At 36.6% G+C, this 25828-nt stretch carries 30 protein-coding genes; 15 read left to right on the forward strand and 15 right to left on the reverse strand.

What is annotated here, in order from left to right:
• The first annotated feature begins 516 nt into the window (after nt 1-516).
• The 6 genes from ADHAQ_RS0101520 to ADHAQ_RS0101545 all read left to right on the forward strand — a co-directional run bounded on the left by ADHAQ_RS0101520 (nt 517) and on the right by ADHAQ_RS0101545 (nt 9126).
• Complete coding sequence (locus tag ADHAQ_RS0101520) at nt 517-2349, forward strand: DUF6035 family protein (protein ID WP_026461431.1); 1833 nt, start codon at nt 517-519, stop codon at nt 2347-2349.
• A 393-nt stretch (nt 2350-2742) separates the two neighbouring features.
• Nucleotides 2743-3942, forward strand: a complete 1200-nt coding sequence (locus tag ADHAQ_RS24165) for a helix-turn-helix domain-containing protein (protein ID WP_034256473.1) — start codon at nt 2743-2745, stop codon at nt 3940-3942.
• Nucleotides 3943-3949: 7 nt separating this feature from the next.
• Complete coding sequence (locus ADHAQ_RS24170) at nt 3950-4495, forward strand: hypothetical protein (protein ID WP_051359641.1); 546 nt, start codon at nt 3950-3952, stop codon at nt 4493-4495.
• Between the two features lie 196 nt (nt 4496-4691).
• On the forward strand, nt 4692-7874 hold the full coding sequence (locus ADHAQ_RS0101535) for a type ISP restriction/modification enzyme (protein WP_026461432.1): 3183 nt from the start codon (nt 4692-4694) through the stop codon (nt 7872-7874).
• A gap of 42 nt (nt 7875-7916) precedes the next feature.
• Nucleotides 7917-8639 (forward strand): DUF3800 domain-containing protein, encoded by a 723-nt coding sequence (locus tag ADHAQ_RS0101540; RefSeq protein WP_034256475.1) that lies wholly within the window; start codon nt 7917-7919, stop codon nt 8637-8639.
• Nucleotides 8629-9126, forward strand: coding sequence for a hypothetical protein (locus tag ADHAQ_RS0101545; protein WP_026461434.1), 498 nt, complete (start codon nt 8629-8631; stop codon nt 9124-9126). Before ADHAQ_RS0101540 ends, ADHAQ_RS0101545 begins: the two co-directional genes overlap by 11 nt.
• A gap of 278 nt (nt 9127-9404) precedes the next feature.
• On the opposite strand, the gene ADHAQ_RS24175 is transcribed toward ADHAQ_RS0101545, so the two are convergent.
• A complete protein-coding gene (locus ADHAQ_RS24175; protein ID WP_034256477.1) occupies nt 9405-9974 on the reverse strand; it encodes a recombinase family protein in 570 nt (189 codons plus the stop codon).
• Between the two features lie 161 nt (nt 9975-10135).
• Here ADHAQ_RS24175 and ADHAQ_RS0101555 point away from each other — a divergent pair, with 161 nt between their 5' ends.
• Nucleotides 10136-10375, forward strand: coding sequence for a hypothetical protein (locus tag ADHAQ_RS0101555; protein ID WP_157433314.1), 240 nt, complete (start codon nt 10136-10138; stop codon nt 10373-10375).
• Nucleotides 10376-10460: 85 nt separating this feature from the next.
• Here ADHAQ_RS0101555 and ADHAQ_RS24180 read toward each other — a convergent pair whose 3' ends face one another.
• On the reverse strand, nt 10461-11012 hold the full coding sequence (locus tag ADHAQ_RS24180; RefSeq protein WP_245590560.1) for a GAF domain-containing protein: 552 nt from the start codon (nt 11010-11012) through the stop codon (nt 10461-10463).
• Between the two features lie 567 nt (nt 11013-11579).
• Here ADHAQ_RS24180 and ADHAQ_RS0101565 point away from each other — a divergent pair.
• A complete protein-coding gene (locus ADHAQ_RS0101565; protein ID WP_051359642.1) occupies nt 11580-12008 on the forward strand; it encodes a response regulator in 429 nt (142 codons plus the stop codon).
• A gap of 183 nt (nt 12009-12191) precedes the next feature.
• On the opposite strand, the gene ADHAQ_RS24185 is transcribed toward ADHAQ_RS0101565, so the two are convergent.
• The 5 genes from ADHAQ_RS24185 to ADHAQ_RS24190 form a co-directional block, all read right to left on the reverse strand.
• Nucleotides 12192-13277 (reverse strand): PAS domain-containing sensor histidine kinase, encoded by a 1086-nt coding sequence (locus ADHAQ_RS24185; protein ID WP_051359643.1) that lies wholly within the window; start codon nt 13275-13277, stop codon nt 12192-12194.
• 274 nt (nt 13278-13551) lie between these two features.
• Nucleotides 13552-13791: a hypothetical protein gene (locus ADHAQ_RS0101575; RefSeq protein WP_026461437.1), complete on the reverse strand. Its 240-nt coding sequence runs from the start codon at nt 13789-13791 to the stop codon at nt 13552-13554.
• Nucleotides 13792-13851: 60 nt separating this feature from the next.
• On the reverse strand, nt 13852-14343 hold the full coding sequence (locus ADHAQ_RS0101580) for a DUF305 domain-containing protein (RefSeq protein ID WP_026461438.1): 492 nt from the start codon (nt 14341-14343) through the stop codon (nt 13852-13854).
• A gap of 149 nt (nt 14344-14492) precedes the next feature.
• Entirely contained in the window at nt 14493-14825 is a 333-nt protein-coding gene (locus tag ADHAQ_RS0101585; RefSeq protein ID WP_026461439.1) for a four-helix bundle copper-binding protein, read from the reverse strand.
• Nucleotides 14826-15125: 300 nt separating this feature from the next.
• Nucleotides 15126-15803: an Abi family protein gene (locus tag ADHAQ_RS24190; protein WP_051359644.1), complete on the reverse strand. Its 678-nt coding sequence runs from the start codon at nt 15801-15803 to the stop codon at nt 15126-15128.
• Nucleotides 15804-16286: 483 nt separating this feature from the next.
• On the opposite strand from ADHAQ_RS24190, the gene ADHAQ_RS0101595 reads away from it, so the two are divergent.
• The gene (locus ADHAQ_RS0101595) at nt 16287-17111 is read left to right on the forward strand and encodes a hypothetical protein (RefSeq protein ID WP_026461440.1); all 825 of its coding nucleotides are present in this window, start codon (nt 16287-16289) and stop codon (nt 17109-17111) included.
• Between the two features lie 141 nt (nt 17112-17252).
• Here the strand turns inward: ADHAQ_RS0101595 and ADHAQ_RS27010 are convergent, their stop codons facing one another.
• From ADHAQ_RS27010 to ADHAQ_RS27930, 4 genes are all read right to left on the reverse strand, one after another.
• Entirely contained in the window at nt 17253-18290 is a 1038-nt protein-coding gene (locus ADHAQ_RS27010; RefSeq protein ID WP_051359645.1) for a Fic/DOC family protein, read from the reverse strand.
• A 4-nt stretch (nt 18291-18294) separates the two neighbouring features.
• Nucleotides 18295-18549 (reverse strand): antitoxin VbhA family protein, encoded by a 255-nt coding sequence (locus tag ADHAQ_RS0101605; RefSeq protein ID WP_026461441.1) that lies wholly within the window; start codon nt 18547-18549, stop codon nt 18295-18297.
• A 536-nt stretch (nt 18550-19085) separates the two neighbouring features.
• Nucleotides 19086-20072, reverse strand: coding sequence for a hypothetical protein (locus ADHAQ_RS0101610; RefSeq protein WP_026461442.1), 987 nt, complete (start codon nt 20070-20072; stop codon nt 19086-19088).
• Between the two features lie 154 nt (nt 20073-20226).
• Nucleotides 20227-20397 carry a hypothetical protein gene (locus ADHAQ_RS27930; RefSeq protein ID WP_157433316.1) on the reverse strand — a complete coding sequence of 57 codons (171 nt, stop codon included), beginning with the start codon at nt 20395-20397 and terminating at the stop codon, nt 20227-20229.
• 73 nt (nt 20398-20470) lie between these two features.
• Between ADHAQ_RS27930 and ADHAQ_RS27935 the strand changes: the two genes are divergently transcribed.
• The 6 genes from ADHAQ_RS27935 to ADHAQ_RS0101645 all read left to right on the forward strand — a co-directional run bounded on the left by ADHAQ_RS27935 (nt 20471) and on the right by ADHAQ_RS0101645 (nt 23016).
• A complete protein-coding gene (locus tag ADHAQ_RS27935) occupies nt 20471-20629 on the forward strand; it encodes a hypothetical protein (protein WP_157433317.1) in 159 nt (52 codons plus the stop codon).
• A gap of 104 nt (nt 20630-20733) precedes the next feature.
• Nucleotides 20734-21126: a hypothetical protein gene (locus tag ADHAQ_RS0101625; protein ID WP_026461443.1), complete on the forward strand. Its 393-nt coding sequence runs from the start codon at nt 20734-20736 to the stop codon at nt 21124-21126.
• A gap of 268 nt (nt 21127-21394) precedes the next feature.
• Nucleotides 21395-21673 carry a hypothetical protein gene (locus ADHAQ_RS0101630; protein WP_026461444.1) on the forward strand — a complete coding sequence of 93 codons (279 nt, stop codon included), beginning with the start codon at nt 21395-21397 and terminating at the stop codon, nt 21671-21673.
• Between the two features lie 76 nt (nt 21674-21749).
• Nucleotides 21750-22307 (forward strand): hypothetical protein, encoded by a 558-nt coding sequence (locus ADHAQ_RS0101635; protein WP_026461445.1) that lies wholly within the window; start codon nt 21750-21752, stop codon nt 22305-22307.
• Between the two features lie 73 nt (nt 22308-22380).
• Nucleotides 22381-22656, forward strand: coding sequence for a hypothetical protein (locus ADHAQ_RS0101640; RefSeq protein WP_026461446.1), 276 nt, complete (start codon nt 22381-22383; stop codon nt 22654-22656).
• 66 nt (nt 22657-22722) lie between these two features.
• Nucleotides 22723-23016 (forward strand): hypothetical protein, encoded by a 294-nt coding sequence (locus tag ADHAQ_RS0101645; RefSeq protein ID WP_026461447.1) that lies wholly within the window; start codon nt 22723-22725, stop codon nt 23014-23016.
• Between the two features lie 296 nt (nt 23017-23312).
• On the opposite strand, the gene ADHAQ_RS0101650 is transcribed toward ADHAQ_RS0101645, so the two are convergent.
• The 4 genes from ADHAQ_RS0101650 to ADHAQ_RS24200 form a co-directional block, all read right to left on the reverse strand.
• Complete coding sequence (locus ADHAQ_RS0101650; RefSeq protein WP_026461448.1) at nt 23313-23732, reverse strand: hypothetical protein; 420 nt, start codon at nt 23730-23732, stop codon at nt 23313-23315.
• A gap of 11 nt (nt 23733-23743) precedes the next feature.
• Nucleotides 23744-23983: a hypothetical protein gene (locus tag ADHAQ_RS0101655; RefSeq protein ID WP_157433318.1), complete on the reverse strand. Its 240-nt coding sequence runs from the start codon at nt 23981-23983 to the stop codon at nt 23744-23746.
• A gap of 43 nt (nt 23984-24026) precedes the next feature.
• Complete coding sequence (locus ADHAQ_RS0101660) at nt 24027-24431, reverse strand: hypothetical protein (protein WP_026461450.1); 405 nt, start codon at nt 24429-24431, stop codon at nt 24027-24029.
• A 76-nt stretch (nt 24432-24507) separates the two neighbouring features.
• A complete protein-coding gene (locus tag ADHAQ_RS24200; protein WP_051359646.1) occupies nt 24508-25458 on the reverse strand; it encodes an ArdC family protein in 951 nt (316 codons plus the stop codon).
• Nucleotides 25459-25828 lie beyond the last annotated feature (370 nt).

Here is a 25828-nt window from a genome sequence, read left to right on the forward strand (position 1 = left end):
CGTCCGTTATCTGAAGATGCTTATTTAAAAATCTGTCTGAAATGTCTTTCAGGCGCTGTCTGATACAATTTCGGACAGTTTTCGAAGCTGTCCGGGCAGTGTCTGATGGCTGTCCGAGCTTCTATCAGCCAATGGCTGGAAGCTGGTCGAAAAGAGAAAAGCTCCCATTCATAACATGTTTTATGTTAAATAGAGATTTACCTCACTTCCTTTTACGATAATTTAGATTATTAGAAGATCGAATTTTTTGCTAGCCATGAGCATATTTAAGGGAATCGTAGAATACGAAAATCGAAGGGAAGATCAACCAGCCAAACCAATCAATACAACTTTAACTAGTGTTGAAATCGCCCGTGATTTAGTAGGCAAGTACAACACTTTAGTCGCGTGGTCTAGCATGCCCTAGATACCTAAAAATTTTACGAAATAATTATTGGTTATGAAAGGCAATGTAGAAAATGCATAAAAAACATTAAATTACAGTGTATCCGATAATCCTGATTTTTCTGAAAGAAAATGCAAACTATTAAGAAACTTACAATTGAGGATGTTCTAAATTTAGAGACTGGAGAACAAATTAATTCATATAAGTTTTTTCAAAAGCCGCTAGATGAATTGGTTGAGGTTCGGTCAGAACTTCAAAAAGCTATAAATAGGTATAGGGAGCCCTTATTTGTTTGCAATTTCTGTAAACAAAAAATTAGAATCAGAGGAGGGGTTGCAAGTGATGGAAGGAAAAAGAAAGGTTGTTTTCATTTTGCACATTTGAAAGACAGTGAGGAGTGCTCTATAAAAACAAATAATACCTTGACTCAAGAAGAGGTAAATAGGATTAAATATAATGGAGCGAAAGAAAGCGCTTTACATATTCAATTAAAAGAGCAGATTGCTGCACAATTATATAAAAACGAGAAATTTAAGAAAGAAATTTCCTTAATAGAGATAGAAAAAGTTCTTAAAAGTAAAGCAATTGATAAAGAATGGCGAAAACCTGATATAAACGCTTATTTTAAAGATAAACGTATCGCTTTTGAATTACAGCTTTCAACGACCTGGCTTAGTGTTATTACTGAACGTCAACACTTCTATAAGGAGCAGCAAATTTTCATTTTATGGGTCTTTTATAAATTTAATATTAATGATGTAACTAGAAGGTTAACAGATAATGATGTAATCTTTACAAATCATCATAACGCTTTTATATTCGATGAAGATTGTCTTTGGCAGTCAGAACTAGAAAATGATCTTGTATTAAAGTGCTTTTATAAAAGATATTATATTGATCAACTTGTGCTTAAGGATACGTGGGAAATGGTTTATGTTACCCTATCTCTGTTAACTTTTGACACTAATAATTTTAAAGTTTATTACCATGATGGAAAAAAGCAAAAAAAGGAGCTAGAGCAAAAGATTGATGAGGAGTTAAATAAAAGAGCAATAGAATTAAAGATAGAGCAAGAGGCTAAAGAAAAGGAAACAGCCGAACGTTTAAGAATAGAAGCTCAGAAAAAAGCAGAAAAAGAAAAAAAACTAGCAGAACAAAGAAAGTTACAAGACCAAATCAGAAGAATATCGATTGATATAGAAAATTATAAAAGTGAAAAACTAGAATTACAACAAAATATTAAAGGCTTTGAATCCAAAATTAAAATTAGAGAAGATATAGTTACTCAGTTACAAAAGTTTACAGATCACACTTATGATTTCATTGCTGGTGATAATTATAATAATCCCTTTTATGATCTCAATGAGATGGTAAAAAGCCTACAATTTCGGTACAGCGATCAGATAAAACAAATTAAGATACTCAAAAACAACTTAAATCATGAAGGGCAACAGTTGAGAATTAAGCAAGCAGGAATTCCTAGATTAGAGGCGATTTCTATAGGAGGTAAAACATATAAAATCATACCTAAGGAAGAGACTTTATTTAATCAGTTACGATCCAATTGCCTGTTTCTTTATTATATTCCAAAATCCGAAGTAGATACTTTATTTGCTACCTCATCAATTAAACCAATAAAATCAGAAAACCATTTTGTAGAGCTTTTTACTAAAAATAATATTCATTTAATGGCAGATTATGAGCTGGAGGTAATTGGCTATAAAAGCCAAATGCAAGAAAATGGTGAAGGCTTGGCTAAAATAGCTCAGGATATACTAGATATAAAACTACAAATAAAGAACCAGATTGGAGAAACGATAAAGGAAGATATAAAATCTTTAACAGATAAGAAGCAGCAGGAGGAATTAAGTTACAATAGACTCGATAATGATATGGAAGTTTTAAAAGATTTAAAAGATCAATTTACTATAGACTTAAATATTTTGTTAGATAATTACAAATAAACTAAATTCTCTGATTTAAGCTCTTTCTCATTACTATTGCTATAAGTACTCCTATAATCCTCATTCTTTGTAATGCTGTAGCTCATGCCTATGAAAAAGCAGCAATTTCCTTAGGCCAATAATGCCCAAAAACATTGGTTTATCTAATGAAAGTTATAGCATATATGCACCTGTTTTCTTAAGACTAAAGACTTTATGTTTTTAGTTTCGATGATATTATAACCAGAATTTATTTCTATTTTACAAAATATATATCATCATATTCCCATATGATTTATGGCTTCCTGTCATTTTAAATATTGTAATTAACTCTAAAATAATTTGGTATAATTTTGTTCCAGCACATGTATATAATCTTAATTATTAGTATATTTGTGGCATAAAATTATACCAATGGAAGAAGAGGAAATTCAAAAACAGCTTTTAGATAAGGTATATGAGCATTTAGCTAGTGCTCCAGCTCCAAGCTTAGCTGTTTTGATTGAGAAGCAATGTGATAAGTATGGTATATCACAAAGGCAGTTAAGCCAAATACTAGATCTTCAAAGACCTTCATTAAGTAGAATTCTAGAAGGAGAAGCACAAAAACTAGACGTATTAACACTTCTTAAAATTCAACAGTTTTTAGGTCTAAGTGTAGAAACAATTATTAAAACTTATGTAGCAAATATCCAGGTAACTGATATAAAATCCTTACAGGATTCTGCAAAAGCAACATTTATTGTAAAAAACTTTGATCTAGAAGGCCTTAAAAGATGTGGCTTTATTAAATCAATTACTGATTTAGATGAAATTGAACATCGGTTAAAGACATTTCTTGGCTTAGAAAATATTCTTGAATATGAAACGGAGGTAGGTTCAGCATTATTCAGCCGCAATGCTAGAAAATCGCATGATAAAATGCGGGAGCTTTGGGTTAAATCAGCCTACATACAATTCGATCACATTAAGAATCCTAATCCATATAGTAGAGAAGCTCTAATAAGTATTATTCCTAAGATTATTCCTTATACCCAGGATATTCATAAGGGACTCTTAACTGTTGTAAGGGCATTGTATAATATTGGCGTAACTGTCATTGCCCAACCTTACTTAACAAAGACTTCTGTTCGGGGAGCGACCTTCATAATCAATAATAAGCCTTGTATAGTTTTAACTAGCCAAAATTATGCTACACTTTGGTTTACTCTTATGCATGAGCTTCACCATGCTCTTTATGATTTCGAAGCAATTTCTACTACATCTTATCATGTTAGCGGAGAATCAGATGTGTTTTTAATCGAGGAAGAAGCCAATAGTTTTGCGAAAAGAATGCTACTATCTGATGATAAACTGATTTACATTAAACCTTATATAAATACTCCTCAGCTAGTACAGGAATATGCAAGAAGATTAAAAATACACCCTTCTATCATCTATCAATTTTACTTATATGATGTAAAAAGCGATGATGCTTATAAGTTTTATAGTAAATATTTACCAAAGTCTGATAGTGCTTTTAGCGCTATTACTGCTGTTGATTGGACAAGTTATAATGAAACTTTAATTGAACGGGCTGACATCACCAAACAAGTATTATCAGAAACAAAATAAAAATTTTATGAAAGATTTTGAAGAATTCGAGAACTCTGAAAATTCAGATAATGAAGAGAATAATGCCAAAAAAGACAACATAAATCCAGAAAATAATTCTGAAAGCCGCATTAATAGGGATGAAGAAATAAGGCGAATGGCTGAAGAGGCGGATAAAAATAATGAACGTCAACTTGACTTCTTTGGCGAGCTTCCTATATATAATGAAGAAGAGTTAAAAGATTTTTTTGGGAATATGCAGAACCCATCTGAATCTTATCGTCTCTATTATGGGATAAGAAAGATTTTGATGAACTATCTTCCTAAAGGTAAGGAAAACGAATCACTTCGAAATATGATATACGAACAGAAAAATATATTCTTAACTCAAGGAAAGGTTAAAGATGTTAATGGTTTTCGTGGTGGAGATAGCCGGATGGCCTTAATTGATACTGAGCTAAATGTGGTCTTAGAAAAAGTAAAAGAATGGGCTAATCATGGAGCTCAAACTTTTGATATATTTCTTTCTTTGAGGGATTTAAATATCGAGAAAGGGTATCTTAAAAATGATTAATAAAATGTTTGTAGTCTTAAGTGCAAACATTCGGAATCAAGGCTGGAGTGAGTAGGAATAAAAAATACTTATTTTATTGGGAATGGTCAGTAACCAGACCTATTTAAGGTTGTATTTTTTCTAATCTTCCTTTTGGTTATAATATTATATTTACTGATTGTAAATGTCCAATATACCCTACTGCTTAAAGTTCTAAATGAGCATATCTGAATACTTAGAAAAAATAAATATCCGCTTTAAAACTGGGATTTCGCGCGAACATAGTTACCGCGGGGATTTACAAACCCTACTCGAAAGCATAGCTAAAGATGTGTTGGTTACGAACGAGCCGGCAAGAGTAGCCTGTGGTGCGCCTGATTATATCATTACCCGCAAAGATATTCCGGTAGGTTACATCGAGGCAAAAGACCTGGGGAAGCCGCTCAACAGCAAAGATTACAAAGAGCAGTTCGACCGCTATAAAACTTCCCTCAATAATTTAATTATTACCGATTATTTAGATTTCTGGCTGTTTAAAGATGGGGAGTTTGTTACCAGCATTAAAATTGCCGAAATTCAAAATGGGCAGGTTGTTCCTTTACCCGGAAACTTTGCTACGTTTGAAACTTTTATAAAAAATTTCTGCCAATATATTGGGGTAACGCTTAAGTCCCCCGCTAAATTGGCGGTAATGATGGCCGACAAAGCAAAGTTCCTGGCCCAGATTATAGAACGCGCGTTAACCGAAGACAGCAACTACCAGAACCAGACGCTGCACGACCAGATGCAGGCGTTTAAGGATATATTAATTCATGACATTACCCCCAAGGAGTTTGCCGATATATATGCCCAAACGGTAGCCTACGGCATGTTTGCCGCACGTTTGCACGACCCCACGCTGCCCACTTTCTCCAGGCAGGAAGCAGCCGAACTGATACCGCGCACCAACCCCTTTCTGCGCAAATTATTCAGTTACATTGCCGGGCCCGATATTGATGACCGCATAAAATGGATTGTAGATGCGCTGGCTGATGTATTTAGAGCGACGGATATTCTGACGCTGCTCACCAATTTTGGCCGCGCCACCCAAACCCACGACCCGATTATTCATTTTTACGAAACGTTTTTGAGCGAATATGACCCCGCTTTGCGCAAAGCCCGGGGCGTTTGGTACACGCCCGAGCCGGTGGTAAAATTTATTGTGCGCGCCATAGACGATATTTTAAAAACTGAGTTTAATTTACCAAAAGGGCTTGCCGATACCACCAAAACCAAAATAACTTTAAAAGTACCTACCAATGACAAGCGCTACACCGCCGGCCTTAGAGATTACGAGCAGGAAGTACACAAAGTACAGATTCTGGACCCCGCCACCGGTACCGGCACGTTCCTGGCCGAAGTGGTAAAATATATTTACGGCAAAAACTTTGCAGCCATGCAGGGTGCCTGGAGCGGTTACGTAGAAGACCATTTAATTCCGCGCCTGAATGGATTTGAACTACTCATGGCCTCGTATTCCATGGCGCATTTAAAGCTCGATATGCTGCTCCGCGATACCGGTTACGTGGCCAAGCGCGAACAGCGTTTCCGGATTTACCTCACCAACTCCCTGGAAGAACACCACAAAGACACCGGCTCACTGTTTGCCAACTGGCTCAGTTCCGAAGCCAACGAAGCCAACCAGATTAAACGCGATACGCCCGTCATGGTGGTCATGGGTAATCCGCCATACAGCGGCGAAAGTGCGAATAAAGGCGAGTGGATAATGAATTTAATGGAGGATTATAAAAAGGAGCCGGGCGGGAAAGAGAAATTAAAAGAGCGAAATCCGAAATGGATAAATGATGATTATGTAAAATTTATCCGGTACGCGCAGCATTTTATTGAACGGAACGGCGAAGGAGTTTTAGCGTTTATTAATCCGCATGGTTTTTTAGATAATCCTACTTTTAGAGGAATGCGCTGGAATTTATTAAAGACTTACGATAAAATATATACGCTTGATTTACACGGCAATAGCAAGAAGAAAGAAATTTGTCCGGATGGCTCACCAGATATAAATGTGTTTGATATTCAGCAAGGTGTTTCAATAAATATATTTGTAAAAACCGGTAAAAAGAAAGCTGAGGAACTGGGACAGGTTTTCCATTTTGATTTATTCGGAAAAAGAGAATTAAAATATGATTTTTTAAATCAAAATAACCTTAAAACAATCCCTTATATAACCGTACCAAATGTTGCTCCAAACTATTTTTTTATAAAAAAGGGGTACGATATTCAACTAATTTATGATGAGGGATTTATAATTGCTGATTTATTTCCAGTTTCTTCAGTTGGAATTGTTACTTCAAAAGATGCTGTTCTAATAAATACAGATAAAGATAAATTAATTAATAATGTAGGTGATTCTTATGAAATTGAAATAGAACATAATTTAATAAAACCAATTTCTTATAGGCCATTTGATAATCAATTTGTTTATTACGATACTAAAATTTTAGAAAGACCTAGGGCTGAAAAGATGCGCCATTTCCTAAATAGGAATAATTTAGGTTTAGTTTTTTCTAGGCAATCAACTCATGAATACTGGAGTAACATCCAAATAACAAATTGTTTAATTGACAATAGATACCATTTTAGTTATAAAGGAATTCCTACAGAAGCTCCCCTTTATCTCTATCCCGAAAATTCAACTCAACAAAACATATTAACGGAAGCAAAACGCACGCCCAATCTCAATCCGGAAATCATAACCGAAATTGCCCGAAAATTAAACCTCACGTTCACGCCCGAAAAGGAAACTGAAGGCGAAGTTTGTTTTGCCAACAGCCCCAACGTACGCCCCGCGTTCCGGCAAACCTTCGCGCCCATTGATCTCCTGGATTACATATACGCCGTACTGCACAGCCCCGCCTACCGCGAAAAATACAAAGAGTTCTTAAAAATAGATTTCCCCCGCGTGCCGTACCCGCAAGATGCCGAAACCTTCTGGCAACTCGTACAACTCGGCGGCCAGCTCCGCCAACTGCACCTTTTAGAAAGCCCCGAAACCGAAAATTATATCACCCAATACCCCGAAGACGGTAATAATGTAGTAGAGAAAATCCGCTTTATAACCTACGATTATGGCCCGGTAGCCCTGGGAGAACCTTACCCCGATTATTTAGGCGGCGTGTACATAAACGAAACCCAATATTTCGCCGATGTGCCCACCTCGGCCTGGGAGTTTTACATCGGCGGCTATCAACCCGCCCAGAAATGGCTAAAAGACCGCAAAGGCCGTGAACTCGCCTTTGATGATATTCTACACTATCAGAAAATTATTGTGGCTTTAAAAAGAACAGCAGAGTTGATGAAGGAAATTGATGAAGTATTTGTTTTAACTTCAGCATCCGCTTAAACAAAATACATAATCAAAATGTAAACGCTTAACTTATGAATTGTGCGCTCTGATTTTAATATTTATTGTGACGAAAGTTGCCACTTAGAAAATGACAACCAACGCGTAATGGTGCTCGGTCTAATTTGGTGCAACATCACTAAGAAAGAGGAAATATTTAATAGAATTAAAGAAATAAAAGCTAAACATGGTTTATCCCCTGCTTTTGAAATAAAATGGCACAAAGTATCTCCGGCTAAAAAGGCGTTTTATCTTGATTTAATTGATTACTTTTTTGATGATGATGACTTGCACTTTAGAGCATTATTAGTACCAGACAAAACAGCTCTTAACCATTCTGATTTTGGTCAAACGCACGATGAGTTTTATTACAAAATGTATTTTGATTTACTTAAGGTAGTTATCACTCCAAAATGCGGTTATAATATTTACATAGACATAAAAGATACCCGAGGTAGAGAAAAAATAAAGCGGTTAGAAGAAGTGCTCCGCTCTAGTAATTATGACTTTTCTAAAAACATCATCCGGAAAATACAGGAAGTCAAATCTGATGAGGTTGCCCTTCTGCAATTGGCCGATTTGCTAATTGGAGCTGTTTCGTATTTAAATAGAGGGTTAAGCAGTAATTTAGGAAAAGTAGAAATTATAAAGAAAATTCAAAAACGTTCTGGTTATTCCTTACAACAATCTACCCTCCCTACAGAAAGGAAAGTCAATATATTTAGATGGCAATCAGGTAAAAGGAGAATGATAAATGGCCTCTAAATTATTTGAATTACCTGATTTAATTTGCCTTTCTGATTTTGGAGGTTCTTTTGATGTTTATTTAGATGCCGTTTACAAAATCTTTGAAAGAGACTTTATAACTTCTAAACCTACTTTTAAAGGTACAAGGTTAGGATTAAAACGGCACCCAGTTACAGATGGCAGAGCCTATACTTTTTATCATATGACCCATGAGGGCAAGGACGAATTGAATAGAACCCCTGATTTACGAAGATGTGAACGGATTGGCTGGCCACGACCTATGATTGACTTTTCTGAAAGTTCTCAATTGAAAGTATGGTCTAATGTTAGAGGAAGAGATAAGCGGATTTTAATTTATCACCAGGCTGAAAAATATTTGGTGATATTAGATGATAGAGGTGATTTTATTTTGCCTTGGACGGCTTATTTAATTACTTATCGCCATCAAGAAGAAAAGTTATTAAAAGAATATGAGGCCTATAAAAAAGCTGAGGCCGCAAAGTAAAACTTTACGGCCTCGTTTCTCCTTTAACACATGGTCAATGAGATATCTTGTATAGCTATTTGCTATCATTTTCTAACTAGATATCGCAAATTTACAAAATTTTGTTACAAAATGCTAGCAAAAAGCTAATTATAATGCTATTAACTATTCAATATGCAACTCAAAATTTCATATGTGCTACATAACAAATTCTCCCTGGCGATTTCTAGCTCATAAATTTTTAAAGTAGTATTCATTTAAATTTACAAAAAATTATGTTTAACTATTTAAGGCAATATTTAAGAATTTGAAGCTAAATCTAAATATCGGTAACAAGTAGCCCGGGAAACACCTAATATTTTAGCAATGTCCTCCGCTGATTTGGTGCCCGTGGCATGAAGTATTTTAGCAGATTTAGCTTTCTCCATAGCAGCCGGCGATAAACCGGCCGGTCTCCCTCCTGCCCTACCCCGAGCTTTGGCAGCTACTAATCCCGCTTTGGTTCTTTCCTTAATTATCTCCCTTTCGAATTCTGCCAAGGAAGCAAAGATGTTAAATGTAAAGCGACCAGTGGAAGTAGCGGTATTGATGCCATCCTGTAAACTCACAAAGTCTACTCCCCTACTTTTAAAGTCCGCAACCAGGTCAATTAAGTCCCGGAGCGAACGCCCCAATCGGTCCAGCTTCCAAACGACTACCGTATCTCCTTCCCGGAGCTGACCTAACAGTTTCTCCAGCTCTGGCCTTTCTTTGTTTTTACCCGACTTCTTTTCCTGGTAAATCTGCTCACACCCATTTTTGGATAGAGCATCAATTTGCAGCTCCAACTTCTGGTCCTGGGTACTTACCCGGGCGTAACCTATTTTCATATTTGTCTCACGAATCTCATCTCAAATATATAAAATTATGTTTGATTTATGAGATGGTCATTTGAGATACTTTTAGGGCTAAAAAGGATAGATTTTGTAAGCCTTTTTATTATCTCTTAAAACGGTCGTTTTTTGAGATAAAAGTTAATCAGACTCGTCCTGTGACTCGTCCTGAAAAAGTTAACAATTTATGTTGTTCTGGTAAACTTTTGCAGGCCATTACGGATGGAATTGTAAAACCCCAGGAACTGAAACAGGCGATTGAGCAAGTACCAGGGGCCGAAGATAAACGCCAGGCGAATATCCGGAGCATCCTGCAGGAAGTAGGAATTTCGGTGAAGCAACCGGATATCAAGCAGAACCGTGGGAAGCAGCGGGGAATGGGTGGAATTAGTATGTAATTTTTCCCCTACCGCCCTTTTTTGCAATTGTAAATCCGTTGCAAAAACTAGGGGTTTTGTCCGAGCTTGGTTGATGTTTCTTTTTCTATTGCTTTAATTGTTTTTCCAGTTCGGCAATGCGTTCGTTGCTTTTTCTAATAGCGATACGTGCTGCTAGTCTTAATTCCATTTCGTCTACTACTATAGCAGCTAATTCTTGCAGTATTTCTTTTTGCTCGCTGTTTATATACCGTTGATTGTGATCAATTATACAAAGATTGCCTAAGTTATAGCCGTCTCTGGTTTGCAACGGAGCAGCGGCATAAAATCGAAGACCAAACTCGCCGCATACTAAAGGATTCGCCAAACACCTGGGGTCTTCTATCGCATTTTCTACCAGATAAACATCTTTTGATAATATAGCTGAAGCACATAGGCCAGGGTCTCGGTCAATCTGCTCAACTTCATCAAGCCCATAGGATGATTTGAACCAAATTCTGTCGTGGTCTACTAACGTTATAAGTGCAATAGGCATGCTAAATATTTTAGAAGCTAAAGCAGTGATCCGGTCAAAACTCCCGTCTGGTGGCGTATCTAAAATTTCGTAGCGTTTGACTACTTTTAAACGTTCTATTTCCTTAATGTCTGATTCCATCATTATTCTATTTCTTACTCACAAAGTTAAAATTTCTTTTTAAGTGGTCCTAATATGTCTGATTTAGTAGCGCTGTCCTTTCGTCAGCTTCTTATAGTTTCTATATAAGCGCACCAGATGCATTCACATAGCAAATGAATTATATAAATACAGCGGAATATACTAATAAAATATATATTCCGGACAATATATAAAACCTGAAAACAGAGAAGTCCAATTCTTTCCCTTTTCTTAAGAAAGTACCAGAATAAGGCCAAAAAAAAGCTTCGTTCAGTTGCGTGGAAAGGGGTTTTCTTTTATAACTGGTTTTATGTTAAATAAGAGTTGGTTTCTGGGTTTTGTACTATTTAAGGGAAGGGAAAGAAAGAGAAGAAATGGCATTTGTAGCAACTTAATGGCAATGGGTTTCTGGTTACCGAGAAGTTTTATTATTTTATTTAGTAAGTATTTATCGCATTAAACTACGTTATTTACGTAGGGGATAAATACCTAGACCTTTGATACTATTTAACGGGGAAGGTTTACCTGGAGAACTACTTTGAGAAGTAAGCTATCCTTAAAAATAAAGGGATGAACGACCAAAGTGCAGCCAGGGCAAAGCCAGCAGTAATACCGCCGATAGATACCATTTTAATCGTAGATGATGACGAAACCTGCTGTTTTGTGGCAAAAAGAATTCTACAGAAATATGGATTTGGTCAGCAAATTATAACGGTTCATAATGGCTTGGAAGCGCTGCTAAAATTGCAGACGATTGCCACCAAGGGAGAAAAGCTGCCCGAACTTATCTTTTTAGATATTAAAATGCCGATAATGAATGGCTTTGAATTTTTAGAAGAAGTAACTCAGATAACTGAGCTGAATTTAAGCCAGACCAAGATATACGTGTGTACCAGTTCCAATCATTCTAAAGACAAAGAACAAGCCTCTCTTTTTCCAATTGCAGGGTTTATTACCAAACCTTTAACCGCCGACGTTTTAGTAGACATCCTGGTTTAATATTTTTAGGCCAACAGCTTGCTCTCATTATTTTAACTGGCCAAAAAAGGTAGCATCCTCATTTTCCTTACTTTCAACCCATTTGGTGTATTTAATAAGAAGAAATGAAGTCACCCATGGCCACTATTTAGCATTTGCCCCTCAAGAAAGCAGCCAGGTTTATTCCAACTTAATCTTTAGCTATTAGTTTTTAGGAACTTCAATGTAGAAAGTCGTGCCTTTGTTCTCCTGGCTTTCAAACCAGATATGGCCATTATGCCATTCTACAATGGTTTTAATAATTGACATCCCTAAACCAACCGATGGTTCGCCTTTAATACCGGGTCGGCGGGCTTGGGTAAACTTATCGAACAGCGTTGCATGAAACTGGCCCGGAATACCAATGCCGGTATCTTTTACCTGAATTAAAACCGTGGCTTCCTTTTCTTCCAGGGAAATGGTTATCTCCCCGCCATCGGGCGTAAACTTAATAGCGTTGGAAATCAGATTATTAATTACCTGCATAAATTTATTATCGTCCAGCTCCAGGTAAAGGCTTTCCATAGCCGGAAGGTACGTAAAGGTTTTATGAGTTAACTGTTGGGTTCGCTGATACTCTTCTATAAATTGCTTTATAGCTGCCACCAGGTCTACCCGGCGTTTGATTACCTCGGTCCCGGTAGATTCTAAAAACTCCTGTTTTAAAAATTCCTGGATCAGCTGGATGCCCTGTTTACTGCTGCGCTGAATAATGTCAACAGTATTCTGGGCTTCCTCTATTTTTCCTTCTTTTAAGTCGCTGGCTAATAAATCACTTAGTGCATCAATATTATTTAATGGCCCTGCCAGGTCATGCGAAAGGATATGCAGAATAGCGTTCTTTTTATCCGAGAACTTCTTCAGGTAGTTATTGTAATCTTTCTGTACTGTTACATCGGTAATAAACCCGGAAATTAGGCCATGATCTTCCAGGTGCATCGGCTTAATACATACCCACCGCACGATGTCATTACGCAACTTAATCCGGAATTCAGTTTCCGGTACAATATTACCTTCGAGCAGGTCCTGGTAAACCGCCTGAATATGGGCTTTATCTTCCGGATGAATGGTTTTGAGTAGAATACTGGGATTATCTATTGCCGTTTTACGCTTCTTGTGCCAGATTTTTTCAAAAGCCGGATTGAGATAGGTAAAGCGGTTCGTTGTTATATCGTAAGCAAAAACAACGATGTCGGCACTTTCCGTTAAAGCCGTGAGAAAAGAAAGTGTAGAAAAATTATCTAAAGACATGGCCCAGTTGAAGGGCTGTTACCCCGTAGGCCGCCCCTTATGCAAAGCAACTCATATTAATTCACCTAAATTCAATTATAAATGAAGTTATTGTATTTTAAGTATTTATCCCCTTTTTATTAAGTGTTTATCTTTATAGGTATATATGCTGCTCTATACTTTGCTATGTTATGAGCTTTTCAGGTACGCGGCTATTAACCTTATTAAAGTCCGATTATGTAAAATAATCAGCTCATTATAATGTAACTGAACAATTAACATAATATTTAAATTTTTACAATTCAGACCCGCTGATTCCCACAACCCGAATAATTTCACTGGTGAATCCTACTTCTTTTAAGAGGTTTTCAATTTGTTGCGGATTAACATTTTCACCCGAGATACTTAGTATATTTTCTTCACTATCTGTATCTAAACTCCAGTTACTAATGGCACCATCCTTATCTAATAAAGGTTTGATTTTAGCTACATCTGCTTCCGCTTTGATATCTGTTTTAAATTTTAATATTTCCATGAGTTTTAAGTTTAATACTATGATATTACCCTAAAATTAAAGCATAATTTATTTAAAAGCTTATTGGTCGGACTCTAACCTTTTAAGGTGATCTTTCATCTTTGCAATTTCCTCTTCTTGGGCCTTTATAATTTCATCAGCTAGCTTTCTTACTTCCGGGTCTTTTATATTCGCCCTTTTACTGGCCAGAATTGCTATCGAATGGTGTGGAATCATAGCTTTCATATACAAAACATCATTTACAGGAGTTTGGGTTCTAGCCAATATTAAAGCACCAACAAACAACAATAAACTTCCCAAAATTATAGCAATGTTTTTCCTTTTATCCTGGTACATACTTGGCATAAAGGCCAGCATTATTACTGCCATGGCAGCTATACCTAAACAAGCCATATAAAACCGGGTTAAACTGAAATACATGTGGTCAATGGCGTAAGTGTTAAAGTACATGGTGATGTACATGGCAATAAAGGAGCACATTAACATTAGAATAAATTTTGGGTAAGGGCTATTATTCTTCCTGTTTTGGCTCATTTCTTTATGGTTGTCCATTTGATGATTTTAAAGATATTGTATTAACTTCTTTTTTTATGGCAGATAAAGACTTTGGGTAACCAGTGGCGAGGAGATCAGCAAAAAAACGTCTCTGCTGTTAAGCAAAGACGTTTTAATTGTTAATTTTATATTCTTTTTGGGTGGAACTATACGGCTGACCGGCAAGCTTCCTCGCAACGACGGCAGGCTTCGGCGCATTCCTGGCAATGGCCCATATGAGTATGTTGAGCACACTCATCGCCGCAGGCTTTGCAGATGTCGGCACAGGCTTGTAGCAAGGTGCGGGCCACTTCCGAGCCTCTGGCTAAAGCACTGGCCGTTAATTTACAGATTTCGGCGCAGTCGCGGTCTAACTGAATACAACGGACCATCATTTTTACATCCTGCTCCTGCAAACAGGCAGAATAGCAATGATCGCAAGTAGCAGCACAAGCATTCAAAGCCTGAATTACTGATTGGTATTGAGATGAATTATGCATAGTATTAAACTTTAAAAGGTTAAACATGTGGCTGCTATCAACAACCGTAATTACTATGCTCCTTTTATACTCCGTTGCTGCAGGCCTTGTTTAATATAATTGTAGATATATGTTATATAATTCTACTTATGCCTCATGAAATTGCCTACATCTTAATTGGCCTAACTATCTAAAAACTACCTTAATAATACTCTTATAGCAAATAATATAACAGTTCTTTAGGTTCATTTAGGCAAAACTATAAGTAAATTTATGTAAAATGAAGACGGATTTTGGGCTTATTTAAAATATCGTAAGAAATTATAATCCTTGAGCTTGTGCTATTTTATCGTCTATATTATCAAATCCGCCTACATAGCCTGGTAGATCGGCATCAATCCAATTGAATAAGTCATAAAGCTCTTTTTTTATGTTAATGGCTTCCTGAAAACTAATTTGTGGACCATGGAAACATATAGGTTCATTATGGTAAACTCTGTTTCTAAAGTCTCTTATTTTATTGAGGCTAGTAGCTATAATGGTTCTATTTACATTTCTTGGCTTATTTGCGAAGCATTGGATAATTACACCATTTATTAAACGGTAGTGATGTGGCTCAAATAAGCTAGTCCAAAAGCCAAACATCATTTCTGCAATGATTTTTCCAGAAGTAACAGTTCCTCTATATAATATTTTATATTCTGCTTTCTGCACAGAGCCTTTCAAAAAGAATTTTGAAGGTCGTAATGATGGGTCACTCATAAATCCGTTCTTTTCGGATAGTATCCAATCTGAACTTTTAAAGTGATTTGAGAGGTGGTGATTAATTGAATTCCTTAGGAAAATTTCAAATAGATTTAAAAGGGGGTAGAAAGCTTCTGCAACTTGTAAGTTTATGGAATACAACTGCAAGGCTTTTGGTTTTGATCCATTACAGGCAATAAGAAACCTATCTAACCGTGGTTGAGATACATAAAATTCTAACTTTTCGTATTTCAAGGTTCTTAAATTATAAATTAAAGTATTAACTTTTTTTAATAAAATCTCGTATATTTGTAATGTAATGCTTGGTAAAGCCTCTTTCTTAGAAACGTAACCAAGTGGAAGAAAAGCAAGCCCCTCAAATTGAGGGGCTTTTTTTATGGAGAATATCCTACCAATACGACCAACTCCAATTCTTTTCCGGTAAAGCTTTTGGCTAAATATAGTAAAAGTGTAACGAAATAAACCTTATCTCTTTTCAATAAACTAAGTTATCCGAGGCCATAAAAAAAGGATGCAATCAGCTTTTAGCCTGCCCGATGCTAAGTTTCAAAATTAATAATTGTCAGATATGAAGCAACTTGATTTTGGGGATACTTACATATGGACTTCCTGAATGGTTAGAGATTTAATAATGAAGAATAATGACATGCAAAAAAAATAAAAAGAATTAAACAGCTTTTTTAGCCCGACCTTTAGTTGAAATTAAAAGGAAAACCAATGAAAATTATTCAACCTGCAGAAATCGCTGGAAAAATAATGACATTAATTGATCTTTCGGATCAACATGTGATACTTGTTTCACCATATAATAATATTTCCAAATGGCCGAAGCTGACAAATCGAATCGAAAAAGCGTTATCTAGAAATGTTTCAGTAATATGGTATGTTAGGGAAAATGAGGGAAATAAGAAAGAGGTAGAAGCTTTGGGCGTTTCCTGTTATGAAATACCGAGACTTCATTGTAAACTGTATTTAAATGAAACTTCTGCAATTATAACTTCAATGAACTTGAATATTGCTTCAGATACAGGATCCTTAGATATTGGATTTGAAACGGAGACAATACAAGAATATAAAGAAATTTTAACTTTTGTCGAAAAGTTTATTAAGCCTTGGGAAAGCAAAACAGTTGATCACAGGTTATTAAATTGGGGTACTTTTGAAGAATTGGTTATTTCCTACATAATAACTAAGGGCCTCCAGAAGATTAGTGATATACAGACAACAACTAAGGTAATATTAATACTTTATAAAAAATACTACGAAATAGCAATAGAATTAAACGAAAGGCCACGGCTAATATTGAATATAAAAGGGGATCATAAACTTCGAGAACAGAAATATCTAGAGTTGAAAGTCATAAAATCTAAAATAGAAAACGAAATCGGATTTGAAATTGATTATGGTAATCAAATGAAGAGATTAAAATTCTCACTTTACAATCGGAACTCTAATCAACCCGAAAATTTTGATAAAAAAGACGCAATTTTGAAAATTGATAAAATTGTAAATACATTAAATAAACATATTGACATAAGCTAACACTGCAAATACGCCATTTCTGCATTTGTTTCTGCAGGAAGTACTCAAACTAATTGAATTAGCTAAATAGAAAAAATTATACCGCCAATTGAGTAGATGTAAACATATGGACAGCAAATCTTACTGTTGAATAACATGCTACTATCTTAATTTCGGCCCTTTTGGCTTTGGTTTTATTTCTTCCCCTAATTTTTCGCCTTTTGCAATTTTTTGAATTTGACTAATAGCCTGCTCAAAGCGTTTAGCATCGTTATAGTCGGCGGTTCCCGGTTTAATGGCCGGATGGGTAACTACGGCCTTTATTACTTTATCAAAACTGTCCTGATTCCCTTTTAAGGAGAACTCATTAAACCTTACTTGCACGAGTCGCTCCTGAAATTTACCAATGGGTTCTAATCCCCGGAATGCCGGTAACATTTCCAGTACCCGAATACCGGTAACATCAAATTCCCGTTTAGCTTCCATTTTTAATAAATGTTCTGACGGTTTAGGCGTGGGAGCTGGCGGGATGTTCCTTATTTCCTCTGCTTCTTTGGTTTTCATTGGACGGGTAATGGTTCGCAACATTTCTTTCAAAGCTTCCAGGTTTTTATTGCTGTCATTTCCGCCATGCTGCCGGACCATTCCAATATCCCGGGCCCGGTTGTAATCATCCATTTTATTTAAGCTGTAAAAATCAAGGCTGTACCCTGCTTCATAACCAAGCTGCGTAAAAGCGGCTTGCATTGTTCTGCCGTTGCCCTCCCGGAATGTATGCGTGTAGTTGTATTGGTCTAGGTAATAAGCTGCCCGGTCAATAAATTTATCGAAGGGCAAGCCTTTTAAAAAATTTTCGTGCTCTAATTGATTGGATAATGCTTTTAAATTAATATTTATATCCGGAAAAGGCGCAAAAACCATTACTTCCTTGTTTCCGGTTGCATAAGTCTCTTTATGTCCCTGGAAACACCGGTCAGCTCTGGTTTCCCCCGCCCAGGGATAAATATCTGAAAACAGGGCTTTGTGAATTTCTTTAAAGTGGTCAGCATCAAATTTACCGCCGGGTATTCCCCCCCTATCGTTTAATCGGGATAAATTAACCCAGGAAATATTAGCTTCTGTTTTGGCTAATTCTTTGGAATCTTTTATATTAAAATTATTTAACAGAACGCCATTACTATCTGAAAATCCATCTTCCATTATTCTACGCTATATTTTCGGAAGGAACTCCCGCATATTTGGCTTTAGTATTAGTCAATAAAATTTCGTGTACTTCATCCAAAGAAAGTTCACCATCAACGTAACGCTGCATCGTTGCAATTGTAAAATCGTCCGGCATCGGCGCATTGGTAAGAACACAAGCAAGAGAATTTAAAACTAACTTCTCCCGCTTCAACCTGGCTTCCAGTTCTTGCGGGGTTAAACCTGGTTGGGCCGGTTTAAAAACATTTAAATTCATGTCGTAGATGCTTTAAAAGGTTATTTATACGTTTAAAAACGGATTCAGGATAGTAATATTTATATCTAAATCAAAACAAAAAGCTAGCATTTTTAGTGCCTGGAGCGCTGCTGCCGGCAGCAAATTGCTAACATCTTCAGAGGTATTTTGGATTTGCCGGCACCTGATCCGGGGGAGTAATGCTAGCAAAATCCGGTCCTGCAGGACCGGATCTGGACCAAATTTGCTAGCATGATTAAATATTCAAGAATAATTTCAAAATACAAATTTTAATTAACTTCCCAGCTCTAGCCGGTTCGTTTTGGGATTAAATATTTCGGCTAACTCCAAATAGTTCAGGCCAATTTTTCAATATTTTACCTTTATTAGCACCATCGGCCACTTGAAAGGTTCTAACTAATTGTTTCGTAATTTAAATTAGTGCTTAGGGCTTTTCCATCACATCATACAAGCGCTTTTCCAATTGCAAAATTTAACGTGTTAAGCTTTAAGAATCCAGGTAAGCAAACACTTACCTGGTTCTTTTGGTTATTACCTTATAAGGCAAATTCAGCGATATTATTAAAGGCTTTCAGATCCGCTTTAAAACGCTCATTAATAGTCAGAGCAGATTTACCATTAAATAAGGCGTAATTAGCTGCATTATATACCAACCAAAGGTTAGCATCAGTTTGCAACAATTTTTCTTCTTCCCGTAGCCGTTCAACGGCTAAAGAAGCCAGCTTTTTAGGTAAACCGGCGGTAGCTATTACTTTTTGCACGTCGGCATCAGAAGGAGTAGCCACCTGAATTAATTTGTTATAAACTGTACCGGTTACGGATTCGCTGCGCTGCAAGAAATTGCGTACGATATTAGCAAGATGCTCTTTAAATATCTCCAGGTTTAACCCTTTGTGGTTTAAGGTTTCAGCTAAAACCTTTTCCTCTTTTTTGATCCGCTCAATGTTAACCAACTCAACTTTTTCTTTTATGGCATTCAGGTACTTTTTTGGCTGGCCGTTCGCTAACCAGTTAAAATATTCTTCTAAACTCATAAATTCGTCTGCCCAGGCCATCAGGCCATTGGAACAGATCTGGCGGTAATAGGAAACCTTTACTTTTTCCTCGTTAGTGGCTTCGATGGAATTTCCCTGAATGTTAAAAGGGCTTTTTCCGGTGTAGCTGTTATTAATAATCAGGTTTTTCTTTAGAACTTCATCACCCACTTTTAAGCTGTCCGGAAGAATAATATTCATAGAAAATTCGCCTGAGGGGGTAAATCGGGTAGCTAAGCAATAATCGGTGGTAACGCTGTCTATAACAGATCGGATCAGCTCGTTAGGAATAAGGGTGTATTCATGGCTTTGCAGGGCAAAAATATGTTGCGTTCCATTTGGCATATAACCCACAATTGCCCGTTGGCGGTCGGATGGCAATAATTTATAAGAACCAGGTAGAAGATCCTGTAACTTTTCTTCCTGTACCGGAAAGCAAATATTATCCCAGAAAGTACTTTTATCTAAATTTGTGCTTTGCGTGCTCATAGTTGTATATTTTGCAATTGTTAAACTGTATCCTTATATAAATATACGAAAAATACATTCAAAAGTATACAAAAACTGCATTTTTATTTTTCCACAAATTTTTGACATTCAGCCTTTTCCCTTCTCTATCTCCATTTCAAAAGCTATTTAAGTTCTAGGGCCGCCAATTTACAAGAGATTCAACTTGGGTAGTATTAGCCTTTAACTGACCTTTAATTGTTTTAAATCCTGTTCTGACCCGGATGCCTAATGCATAGATGTAGCGACCAGCTAATAATTTACTGGATTGGCAGTATTCATTGGCTGATTTCACGATTAAGCACATTGGCCAGTTTCAGACGGTAATCCCGTTTGAGTTAGGGGACAGCGACCGAGAAGCTGTGTAGCTCAAAAATCGGATGCGGGATATTGGAATCCTAGATGCCAAACTGATTAACCAAGTATTAGATAGTACGGAGCTCCGGAAAAAAGCAAATAAATGTTTATATGATATTGCGCTACGCCGGAAAGAAATTACTAACCCTGGTGGCAATTTCCACACGACTATGGGCATCTGATTTCTATCTTAACTTATAAAACCTGTTTTTTATTTTCATCATTAAATTAAATACCTTTAAGAATTGTAATTAAATGAGATTATTTATTAAACAAATTAAGGACTATGAAAAACCCTGGACAGAATATTCCAACAGCAGAGGAGTATCTAGCTAGACATGCCGCTGACGAAGCTATGGTAAATGAGTTCATGGGTACTGAGCGCGTAAGATACGGAAGTTCAATGCACGCGCTCTGGCCAGTCATAGAAGCGCTGGAAGATATCGATTACAAGGCCTTTTTCAGCAAGACTGACACTAAAGTGACTGAGAGACATCAGTCCTTGCACGATAAACTCGGAGCAGTTCGCTTCAGAGAAATGTTCCCCATCTACGCTGGTGTTATCCGGGGCGATGAAGTCCTGTACGAAAAGAACGGTGCCAATGACTATGGTACTATGTTTAAAGTCATAGTCAATCTCTTAAAGAACAACAAAGACATCAAGAGAATAAATACATGAAAGAAACAGCCTTTATGGCAATTACAAAAGGGAATAAACTATAACGAAAACCAGAATTCCCTTTTTATTCAACATAAAACCTGTTATAAAAGAAAACCCCTTCCCAGCGTTCTGAACGGGGCTTTTTTTTAGAGTTTTTCTGGTACTTTTATAAGAAAAGGTAAAAATAGTTTTCCATTCACTTTTAATTTATATTGATTCGATATTAAAAGTGTCGCCTGTTTGTTCATTGGTGACTTAATATTTAAAAATAATTAATTAAATTTTTATGATTGAAGATTTAAAAGGCTTACATAGATTATATAATGAAGTCGGCAAAATTCAAGATAGACTTCCAAATAAAAGAGGAAAAAAAGACTACTCGGACATAGAATATGAGATAATCAAAAAAGCCACTGAATTAAGAAATAACTGTGACAGCATTATTCTAAAACTTAAACAAAATAATCAACTGAACTTATTTTCAGAAGTAGATAATATTAAGCATGGAGCTCAGGAAATCATAAATAATCCCTATTTAAAAAAAGGCGGACAGGTAGATATTTGAATTAGATAGTATATTAGAGCAACTTAATTTTAAAAAAATTATCTTTTCATTTATAGTTCAACTAAACCAATAGAATATGGGTATTTTTAGCGGCATTTTTAGCAGTAAAAGTGGGGATGAGTCTTTTGGAGATTTATATGTAGCCATAAGCAAGGTGATTGGCTATTTCAAAACCTCCTCTAATGCCAGTGATAAAAAAGGTATACATCTTGAGGCTGCTATACTAAGCATAGTGGTAATGCGGAAGCTTGTAAAACAAATGTCTCCAGAGCATGAAGCCCGCTATAACCAGTTATACTCATCTTTCATTAACGATTACTTTAATAGGAATACGATTGAAATTATGCATAGTACTGATAGGGATTTTATGATGAAATTCGTAAATATGCGTTTATCTGAATTTTCCAAAGAATTAGACAGCTTTAATAGTAGTGAAGGACAGTTCCAACCAGCCAAAATAATTAGCAGCATTTATGGAAAGCCATTGCAAATGGTTCCAGAACTTTACTTAGACCCTATGCTTCAAATTAGATTTATACAAGACTTGGGGCACATTATGGATATTTTAATTGAAGCTATCCCTAAAATTTCAAAGGAAATTTCAAGAGTAAAGGCTAAAGCAGCCTTAGGGTAATAGTTTCTAGATTAAAAAATTCATGGTGCCTTTATAACTGGCGTCATTATATTTTATCTAAAAACTTCAAAATATGAATAATTATTTAAGGAATATATTGGTAGCTATTTCAATTAGTGTAATCATTGGACTTGGTTTTTCCTTTTATTTTAATAATCAGATTGAGAATAATATTAGTATGGGCACTACAGATTATTTTGAGGGTGACCAGCAAAGAAAAATTATCAACGAAGGAATCTTTGTTTTTACCTCAATTGGCGCTGTATTATTAGTTATTATAACTTGTATAGTTACCTATTTTTCAAATAAGTCTAAATCCAACTTGGACATAATGAATAAACCTTCTTAATTATTGCTCGGGTGAAGTTCAATTACTTAATTATTTCTTTTATGTTTTCTTGAATAAATTAAAACTATGATTTGGATTTTTGTAATTATCGGAGCAGTAGTGTTGTTTTTATTCCTATCAAAAGGAAGCGGAGAACAGACAATCACAAACCGAAAAGATGGGGATATTTATACTTTGGCGTCAATGCGACATATCCAACAAATATTAGTTAAAGATGGTTTGACTAAAGGTTCAAGTTCATATCAATCAGAAGCAAATCGCTTGGTAGATAATTATATTAATAGAAATTTCAATGGAGAAAGTGAAGCAATGAAACAAGGCAGAAAAGACAGATATATGGGAATTCTAATGAACATCTAAGCTTAAAATTAAAAAAACTATGGCTAACAAAACAGCTAATGAATCTTATTCCTTCCTTTCTTCTCTTTCTACTTAAGTTAATATATATTTACAAATATAGGACAGGACGCTCCGGATATTTGCCTGGTGTTTATCTTCTACCCCTGGTACCTGCTCAATGGCCTGTTTCAGTTCCTGGGGTTTTACGATCCCTCGGTTATGTCCAGCAAGAGTTTACCGGCCCGGGCATTGCTTTCCTTCAAGCCCGTTACTTTCTCATTTAAGGCCGAAACCTTGCCCTCCAGCTCGCGTTTCGTCTACTGCGCTCCTATAGCCTCATGAAGCTTTATAAGCCGTTCTGTGGCCTTGCGCTCATTATCCTGCACCTTCTTCCGTAGCACCTGGTTAAAAACAAGTTGCCTTTGCGGCTTGGAGAAAGTAATATTTTCGGTCCATTCCTTGAAAGTGGAACACAGGTCTCCGGCGGAGCCGGACAAATTCTCAAAAATATACTTTGCTTCTGCTTCGGTAAACTGTGCCAAAACCGCTTCGGCGCGTTTTTCGGCTTTGCTCGTTAATTCAACCAGTTTTTTATAACCGGCTGAATTTTCAATTTGGATTTTGCGGGCAGAGGTCTGCCCCGCTAATAATTCTTCTCCCCGTTTCCAGAATTGAAAAGCATCATTAATATGCTTATCAAATTGCCGGCCTGCTTTTTTTACCTGCTGCTCTTTCATATTTACCCGATTTAAACCTTGGCTTTCTGTTCCGGCTGGCTTTCTGTAATCCAGTCAATATATTTTCTGGCTGCTTCAACCGTGTTCCCTTCCTCATTAAAAATCCTACGCCCAGACCGTTTTGAATCGTCCAGTGCAACTTGAAAGGCTGTGTCTCGAATCGGATCGTAAACAGTAATACAAGTATTCCAGTCGTAAATATCCTGCCCCTTGTAGCTCTCTAATAGCTTACTGTTAGAGTGTTGGAGCATTTGAAGTGTGGTTTTTTCTTTCATTTTGACAATTAGTAAAGGATTAAAATAAGGGTAATTGCTGGCCGGGAATTACAATGTTCAGCGTTACGGCGTAAGCCTTCAGGGCTTCTAAAATTTTAGGGTGTAAGGGGAATGCTTCGGGACTATCTAATAGGCGGTTTACAAACTTTTGCAACCCATCTTCCAGAGTTATAATACCAGTCCCCAATTCTGCCGGGTTATGACTGGCCCCACTACTGGAGCCATAAAAACTACATTCCTGGTTACTGCCAAAATCGTAGCCGATGCACCAACGTTTATTTTTTGGATGTTGGGCAAAAGTGATCTCCAGAAAATTATTAAAATCTATTTTTTGGGAAAAGGCTACATCCGCATTTATACAAACATGGTTTTTATTAAAGCTATATTCTTTCTCAATTGCGGGGGCAAGGGTTAGAGCTTCCATGGCTATTTTTTTACAATTGCAAAATTTTTTCTTGAATAAGGAAAGGGGGTAGGGCTGCTCCCCTACCCTATTGAACTTAGGCAGCTTTTTGCAAAGTAGCTTCTGTTGTTTTTTCCTCTTCCTGCTCCTGGGCTGCTTCTTCCAGATCAAGAATATACCGGGCTGCTGCTGCTGCTTTGGAACTGGCGGTTAAGATCATTGTTTTATCATTCTTCAAGGCTTCTAACCAACCTTGGATATAAGAAACTGAATTATCAAATACCTGATCTTTGATACCGGTATGGGCATTTAAAAAATTGGCTCCGATTTCGGCAATTAATTCTTCTTTGCTATAAACAGCATCGCCAAAAGTACGGGTGCCTTCTTCGGCTCGGCGGTTTAGCCGGGATGGATGGCCGGTGCTATGGATTAATTCATGAAATAAAACACTATAATAATGGGGAGAACTGATAAAATGCTTTCTTTCCGGTAATTGTACTAAATCATTAGAAACGGAATAAAAAGCGTCGTTTCCTTCGTGGTGGATGTGTGGCCGATTAGGCATATTGGTAACAACTTCCTCGCAAGCTTCAATTACTTCGTTTTCGGTGCGCTCGGCAGGGGCTTGCTGCATCAGGGTTAAACCTTCGCATTGATCGACATTAAAAACTGACCAAATAAAAGGAGTAAAGCGGCGGTTTAAAACATCTTCACTTTTGCCCTCATTGGTTTCCTTCTCCCCTACTTTGTAAACGTTAATTTTCCAGAATACAATTAAATGGCCTTTTTCGCCTTTCTTAACATTACCGCCTAATTGCTGCGCTTGTTTATAGGTCAGAAAATGCGCATTCGCATACTTCTTTTTCAGGGTAATATAATTTAAATACAAGGCGTTAAACCCATCGTAATAACGGCCTGATTGAATATTTTTTGGCATGGCTCCATTTTGCCAAGGTTGCTGCCAGAATACTTCGCCTTTTTCTAATCCCAGGATAATTTCGTTGGTTACTTGCTCGGCTAATTGGTTATATCTTTCTATTGCGCTCATAACTTTAAAAATGAAGGTTTTTACTGCGTTTGCTATATATAAATATACGAAAACTACATTTATAAGTATACAAAAACTATACTTTTATTTCTCCACAATTGATTGACTATCAATGTTTTTTCCCCTTAACTTTAACTTGTTATTCAACCTGGTTATTAGGTGTTTCTTTGGTTTTCACGTTGCGTTATTGGTGAATTCCTTTGAAATTTTAATTGGAAAATTGATTTGATTTTGGGCTAGAAGCCTGAAAGGAAATTTGGTACAAATTTGTCGCTTGCGAGCGGAGCCTGGAATGGGTTCAACCGATAGGGAGCCTCCCCCTTTTAAAATGGAAAAACCAAGCCTATATGCTGGCCTGGTTCTTTTTTAT

The sequence above is a fragment of the Adhaeribacter aquaticus DSM 16391 genome, from assembly GCF_000473365.1.
In the GTDB taxonomy this organism is placed as follows: Bacteria; Bacteroidota; Bacteroidia; order Cytophagales; family Hymenobacteraceae; genus Adhaeribacter; species Adhaeribacter aquaticus.